Below are 6,460 nucleotides of genomic sequence, written 5' to 3'. Positions count from 1 at the left end.
GCCGTACATATGGGTGATGGCGGCATCGCCGGCGATGCAGAGAAACTCGATCCAGAGCGGCGGCAGGATGTTGTCGCGCCACAGGCCGAAGCCCATCGCCAGGAATTTCTCCAGGTACAGCGGATCCCAGCGGTACAGCGTTTCCCACAGCGGGTTGAACATCCCGTTGGCGCGCACGGCGTCGCATACCGGCGTGGCGCCGGCCGCCACCGGCTCGTCGGGCAGGCCCGCGCGGGCCAGTTCCTCGGCGAGCGCCGGCACGCCGACCGCGCAGGCGTGGATGCCAACCACGCTGGCCAACTTGAAGACTTCGAGGATTTCGGCACGGCTCGCGCCGAGCTGGAGCGCCTCGCGGACGTGGCGCGACACGCCGGGCTTGTAGAGATGGGTCGCCGTCACGTCGATATTCAGGCGGATCAGCGCGACGAGCTTGGGGTCGAGCACGCCCTCGGCCTGTGCGTCGCGGGCCAGCGCGACCCAGGAAGCGATCCACTTGGGATCCCATTGCGTGAGCGGGTCGAGCTCGCTGCCGAGCACGCCGTTGTCCCGCAGCGCCTTGTAGTGGGGGAAGAGATTCATTTGCATATCTGTCGAAGCTGTTGCGGTGATCAGATCACCGAGCCCCCGTTGGGGCTGATCACCTGGCCGACCAGGTAGTGCTCGTCGCTCGCAAGGTGCAGCACCGTCGCGGCATACTCTTCGACCGTGCCGAAGCGCCCCGAGGGGCAGCCCTGCCAGAGCCGGTTGCGGCCGGCATCGCCGATCTGCTCCAGGTATTGGTTGAAGGCGGGCGTCGCGACGCCGCCCGGCGCCATCGCGTTGACGAAGATGTTGGCGCCGGCCACTTCCATGGCCACCGACCGGGTGAACGCGATCACCGCGCCCTTGGTGGCGCTGTAGTGCGGGCTGTGCGCGCTCTTCGACGAGATGCCGGCGATCGACGCGACGTTGACGATGCGCCCGAAGCGCTGCGGCTGCATCAGCTTCAGCGCTTCGCGCGTGCAATAGAAGACACCGTGCACATTGACGCCCCAGTAGCGCAGCCATTCGTCGTCGCTGATTTCACTGGTGAACCCCAGCGAGTCGCGCGCCACCGGCGTTTGCATGTACTCGTAGAGCTGGTTGCGGCGCCCGGTGTCGATTGGCCTGTTGGGCGTCAGCGCGGCGTTGTTGACGAGCGCGTGCACCGTGCCGAAGCGCGCCACGGCGGCCGCGAACATGGCGCTGACCTCGGCGCTGGACGAGACATCGCAGTGCAGTGCCAGGCAGGCGCCGCCCGCGGCTTCCACCGCTTCGCGGGCCTCGTGCAGCGATGTCTGGTTCACGTCGCAGATCACGACGTCTGCGCCTTCGCGCGCCAACGTGACGGCGATCGCCTTGCCCAGGCCCGGCCCGACGCCGGTCACGAGCGCAACTTTGTCTTTCATTCGCATGGCAGTACCACTGTTGCTGAGGTGAGGCCGGCCCTCGTGCGCGTGGCTGGCGAGGGCCGGTGGGTGATGCGGCAAGCGCGGGATCAGGCCGCTTGCGGCACGGGGAAGCCGCGCTGGCCCGGCTTGCGGTTGGGCACCATGCCGAGGTTGCGGATGGTCTCGTCGGCGCTGTCGTACCACTCGTCGATCTTGTAGATGCGGCGCGCATCCTTGCCATCGGCCACATCGCGGCCCAGTTCGCGCGCCAGGCGCACGGTCTGCTCGATCTGCTGCACCGAAGTCATGCGTTCGCCCTTGCGGCCCCACAGGTTGTCCTCGATGCCCACGCGCACGTGCAGGCCGAGCGCGATCGCCATGGCGTTCATGGGCAGCACGGCGCGCATGGCGCTCTCGATCGTCAGCACGGCACCGTCGGGCGTGCGGCGCACGAACTCGATCATGTCGGCCGGGTGCAGGCCGGCCGCGCCGCCGCCGATGGCGACATAGTTCAGGATCAGCGGACCACGGTACAGGCCCTTGCGGATCAGGCGCTCGACGGTTTCGAGCTGCGCCACGTGGCCGAGCATGAAATGGGGCTGGATGCCCGCCTTCGTCAGCCGCTCCAGGTGCTCGAGGAAGAACGAGGGCTTCGAGTCGACCACCATTTCACTGTACGCCTTGACGTACTCGGGCTTCTCCAGGATGGTGCCCTTGACGTCGTCCTCGGTCAGCATCTCGCAGATGTTCATCTGGCTGGTGTTGATGGCGATGGTCACCTGGTCCGGCTTCGGGTTCAGATCGGCCAGCATGTGGCGGGTGTCATAGTCCAGCCATTCGGCTGCCTTGCCTTCGCCCTCCGGCGCGAAGGAGATCGAGCCCCCGACCTGCAGCACCATGTCGGGCACGGCTTCGCGCAGGCGGGCCAGCATCTCGTTGAACATCGAAAGGCGCTTCGAGCCCTTGCCGTCGGATTCACGCACATGCACGTGCAGCACGGTGGCGCCCGCGTTGTAGCAATCCACGGCCTTCTGGACCTGGGCATCCATGCTGACCGGGATGTCGTCGGAATCGGTGGGCAGCCATTGCGGGCCGTAGGGCGCCACCTGGATCACCAGTTTTTCCTGGTTTTCGGGAAGCAGGCTGTCGTCGAGAAAATGCATGGGTCGTCTCCTGGTTGGTCGGGAATATCAGCGCGGGGCGCATGGCGATATTCTGGACGGCATCGAGACCTTTTGTTTATCCTTGCGTCACTCCTTAATATACTGGTGTCACACTTGGTGGAAACCCTGAATTTATGAAGCCGGTCAACCGTTCCGTACCCATGGGCACCCTGGCGCGCGTGATCGAAGTCCTGCGGGAACTTGGCGTGGATCCCTGGCCGGTCCTGGGCCGCCATGGCGTAACCGCGGCGGCGCTGGAGGAGCCCATGGCACCGCTGGCGCTGGCGGTGTGCGCGCGTATCCTCGCGGACGCCAGCGATTCGGCTGCCTGCCCGCACCTCGGCGTGCTGGTGGGTGCCCGGGCGAACATGGAGAATGCCGGCCCCCTGCGGCTGCTGCTGCTGTCCTCGAAGACGGCGCGCGATGCCGTGGAGGGCATCCTGCGCTACGGCCGCATCTGGTACCGGGGCATCGATACGGCGCTCACCGTGCGTGAGGGTTACGCGGCATTCTCGGTCGAGATCGACGGCACCTTCGCTGGCCGCGAGGAATTGCTGACGGCCTACCTGGCGGCCAACCTCCAGTTGTTCCGCCTGCTGCTCGGCAAGATGTGGACGCCCGCGGCGGTTCACCTGTCCCGGCCGCTCCCTGCCGGGCTGGGGCCGTACGCCTCGCACTTCGGTCCCCATGTCCTGTTTGGCCAGCCGCGCGACGAATTCACCTTCGCCTCGGCCACCCTCGACCAGCGCTGCGGCGTGGCCGACGAGGCGCTCGAATCGTCGGTGGTCCGCTACCTCAGCGAGCTGGAATCCCATGTCATGCCTGATTTTCTCGGCCAGGTCCGCCATGCGCTGCGCGACCTGATGCTGCTGGGAGAGTGCACCGCGACCCGGCTGGCTTCGCTGTTTGCCGTGCACCGCTTTACCCTGCATCGTCACTTGCAGGATCACGGCACGTCTTTCGCCGTGTTGCTCGACGAAGAACGCCGCGCGCTTGCGCGGCGCTTGCTGGCCAATACGGATCTGCCCGCGGGCGATATCGCCCAGGCCCTGGGTTTCAAGACGCAGGCGGGATTCAACAAGGCCTTCCAGCGTTGGGAAGGCGTGCCTCCCGGGGCGCTGCGCACCGAGCGCCGCCGGCGGCCCCGCCTCACCGTCCACCGCGCATAGCGCCGGGGCGCGCCGCTCCCATCTTGCGACATTACCGATTGCTCATGTATCTGAGGTATTAATTCATTAGTGTTCCGGGCCTGAGCGTGGGCAGAATTCACCGGCACACACGCCTCCGATAGCCAGACACTCATAGAAACGGCGTGTGCTTCCCAGGAGACAACATGAAGCAGAAATGGGCAGGCCGCGCCGGCCTTGCATTGAGCATCACGGCACTGACGGCTGCAGCACTGGTTGCGGGTTCCGCCCTGGCCCAGGACAAATGGCCGTCGCGGCCGATCCGCCTGGTCGTTCCCAGCCCTGGCGGCAGCGGGCCGGACGTGCTGGCCCGCGTTTTCGCCGAGCAGATTTCGCAAGCGCTGAAGCAGCCCGTGGTGGTGGACAACAAGCCCGGCGCCAACGGACAACTTTCGGTGGATACCGTGGTCCGCGCGCAGCCCGACGGCTATACCGTCCTGTTCGCCAGCGCGTCCGCCACGGTGATGAACCAGGCCATCCAGCCGAAGCTGCCCTACGACATCGTGAAAGACCTGGTTCCCGTTGCGCAGATTGGCGCGGGCGGGGTATTGCTGGTCGTCACGCCCGATTTTCCGGCGAAGAACGTCAAGGAGTTCGTCGCCACCGTCAAGGCCAGTCCGGGCAAGTATGACTACGGCAGCTGGGGCGTCGGCTCGGGCGGCCACCTCGCCATGGCGCAACTCCGCACGCTGGCGGGGCTGGAGCTGACCCACGTGCCGTACAAAGGCGTGCCGCCGATCATGACGGACCTGCAGGGCGGGGTGCTGAAGGTCGCCTTCGTCGACATCACCACCTCGGTACCCCTGGTCAAGAGCGGCAAGATCCGCGCGCTGGGCATCACCGGAAAGCACCGCGCGCCGGCCTACCCCGATGTGCCCACGATGGCCGAGCAGGGCTTTCCGATGCGCAACGAAGGCTGGTATGGTGTGTTCGTCCCCAAAGGCACGCCGCGCGATATCGTCGCCGCGCTGAATACGGAGATCAACAAGGCCTTGCGCTCGCCGACGCTGGCCGCGCGCTTCCAGCAGCTCAACATGATGGCGGATCCGCCGCTGACCAGCCCCGACGAGTTTGCGCGCACGGTCAGGAATGACTACGCCACCTGGGCGGACGTCGTGAAGGCCAACGGCATCAAGCCGGAGTAGCCGCGCCGCTCAGCCCGCCACGGCAAGCTCCGCGCAATGCTGGAAGGCCTCGATGGCGGGCGAGGGCGCCTGCCCTAGCAGGGTGAAGGTCGAGATCGACAGCAGCACGCCTGGAATCTCGAGCGGCAGGATGCGGGCAAGCCCGCGCTCTTCATAGGTTCGCGCCAGGCGTCCCGTCACTACCGCCACCGCCTGTATTTCTTCGAGCAGCCCCAGCACCAGCCCGGCCGATACGGATTCGACATGGTGCGGCGGGCTCTCGACCTTCATGCGCCTGAGCGCGGCGTCCAGGCTCTGCCGCAGCCTTGCGGTGCGCGGCGGCAGCACCCACGGGAAATCGGCCAGGTCGCGCCAGCCCACGTCCGCACGCGTGGCGAGCGGATGGCCGGGGCCCACCACGACGCGCATGACCTCTTCGTAGAGATGGTGCTGGCCGACGTCCTGCGGCGTGGCCCTTTCCGACAGCGCGCCGAGCACCACGTCGAGCCGGCCGGTGCGCAACTGCCCCATCAGGATATCCATCGGCGCCTCGTACACCGCGATGTTCAAGGTCGGCATGCGCGCCTTGGCCAGCGCCACGATGCGCGGCGCGGCGCGAGCGACAGCGTGGTGCCCGGCATCGTACCCACGGCGATCGTGGCGGAAGCCCCCTGGCCCAGCGCCAGGAGTTCATCGCCGGCCCGGTCCAGTTCGTCGAGGATCGACTGCGCGTAGCGGACAAAGCACAGGCCATGCGGCGTGGGCTCGATGCCGCGCGGCCGGCGCACGAACAAGGCATAGCCGAGGCCGTCCTCGATTTCCGCCAGCGCCTTCGAGACGGCCGGCTGCGTGATGTTCATCGCATGCGCCACCCGCCCGACCTGCCGGTATTCCTCCAGCGCTATTACCAGACGGAGATGGCGCAACTTCAACCCAGTGCGTAAGAAACTAATGGCATCCATCGGTGCAGACCCTTAAAACTCTGGTGAGTATTTGAATTTTCGCCGCATGAGAGGACGGTTCACATATCGGATATTACCTTTTGGTTTTGTCGTGAGCATCATTTTTCATTAGCCATCCGGTGCGTCTCTTCGCACAATGTATTCAACGGCCGGCGCCTGGCAACGGCCACTAAAACAAGGAGACGAAGATGCAAGCTGTGCATGAGATTGCTACGCCGAAGCCCGTCGAGACGCCGGCCAGCTGGACGGCGGCGGAGATGGCTTCGAGAGAGTCCGAATGGGTGATGTGGCTGAGCCAGGACGATGTCGCGCAGCTGGATGCCGCACTGGGCCATGCCAAGGGGCTGGGGCTGGCAGTGCCCGCCATCACCAGGGAAACCTTTCCGCTCGGCAGCCTCGCCACGAAGCTCGCCGACCTGCGCCAGCGCCTGGAGCGTGGCATGGGCGTCGTGCTGCTGCGCGGCCTGCCGATGGAGCGCTACTCGAAGATGGATGCCGGCGCGATCTATTGGGGCATCGGCATGCACATGGGGCGCGCCGTGGCGCAAAACGCCTTCGGCGACGTGCTTGGGCATGTCTGGGATCTTGGCAAGAACCCCAAGGACGACATGACCG

Annotated in this window: 7 protein-coding genes and 1 pseudogene; 3 read left to right on the top strand and 5 right to left on the bottom strand. The window is 66.2% G+C overall.

The features are described 5' to 3' along the window. From AC1DO7_RS38350 to AC1DO7_RS38340, 3 genes are all read right to left on the bottom strand, one after another. Nucleotides 1-579: carboxymuconolactone decarboxylase family protein (locus tag AC1DO7_RS38350; protein WP_477117352.1), on the bottom strand; the 579-nt coding region annotated here is incomplete at its 3' end. A gap of 29 nt (nucleotides 580-608) precedes the next feature. Further along, nucleotides 609-1,427, bottom strand: a complete 819-nt coding sequence (locus tag AC1DO7_RS38345) for an SDR family NAD(P)-dependent oxidoreductase (protein ID WP_441619589.1) — start codon at nucleotides 1,425-1,427, stop codon at nucleotides 609-611. An 89-nt stretch (nucleotides 1,428-1,516) separates the two neighbouring features. After that, nucleotides 1,517-2,572, bottom strand: a complete 1,056-nt coding sequence (locus tag AC1DO7_RS38340) for a beta-keto acid cleavage family enzyme (protein ID WP_441619587.1) — start codon at nucleotides 2,570-2,572, stop codon at nucleotides 1,517-1,519. A 134-nt stretch (nucleotides 2,573-2,706) separates the two neighbouring features. On the opposite strand from AC1DO7_RS38340, the gene AC1DO7_RS38335 reads away from it, so the two are divergent. Together AC1DO7_RS38335 and AC1DO7_RS38330 are read left to right on the top strand one after the other, a co-directional pair. Further along, a complete protein-coding gene (locus tag AC1DO7_RS38335) occupies nucleotides 2,707-3,741 on the top strand; it encodes an AraC family transcriptional regulator ligand-binding domain-containing protein (protein ID WP_441619585.1) in 1,035 nt (344 codons plus the stop codon). Nucleotides 3,742-3,905: 164 nt separating this feature from the next. Beyond that, nucleotides 3,906-4,904, top strand: coding sequence for a Bug family tripartite tricarboxylate transporter substrate binding protein (locus AC1DO7_RS38330; RefSeq protein WP_441619583.1), 999 nt, complete (start codon nucleotides 3,906-3,908; stop codon nucleotides 4,902-4,904). A 9-nt stretch (nucleotides 4,905-4,913) separates the two neighbouring features. Here AC1DO7_RS38330 and AC1DO7_RS38325 read toward each other — a convergent pair whose 3' ends face one another. Both AC1DO7_RS38325 and AC1DO7_RS38320 read right to left on the bottom strand, forming a co-directional pair. After that, nucleotides 4,914-5,462, bottom strand: coding sequence for a LysR substrate-binding domain-containing protein (locus tag AC1DO7_RS38325; protein WP_477117351.1), 549 nt, complete (start codon nucleotides 5,460-5,462; stop codon nucleotides 4,914-4,916). Then, nucleotides 5,450-5,809, bottom strand: coding sequence for a LysR family transcriptional regulator (locus AC1DO7_RS38320; protein ID WP_477117350.1), 360 nt, complete (start codon nucleotides 5,807-5,809; stop codon nucleotides 5,450-5,452). Before AC1DO7_RS38320 ends, AC1DO7_RS38325 begins: the two co-directional genes overlap by 13 nt. A gap of 224 nt (nucleotides 5,810-6,033) precedes the next feature. Here AC1DO7_RS38320 and AC1DO7_RS38315 point away from each other — a divergent pair. Further along, nucleotides 6,034-6,460: pseudogene (locus AC1DO7_RS38315) on the top strand (hypothetical protein); the annotation flags it as partial.

Source organism: Cupriavidus sp. 05N40 (assembly GCF_056397305.1).
The sequence above is the reverse complement of the archived record's forward strand: the minus strand, read 5'-3'. Positions and strand labels throughout refer to the sequence as shown.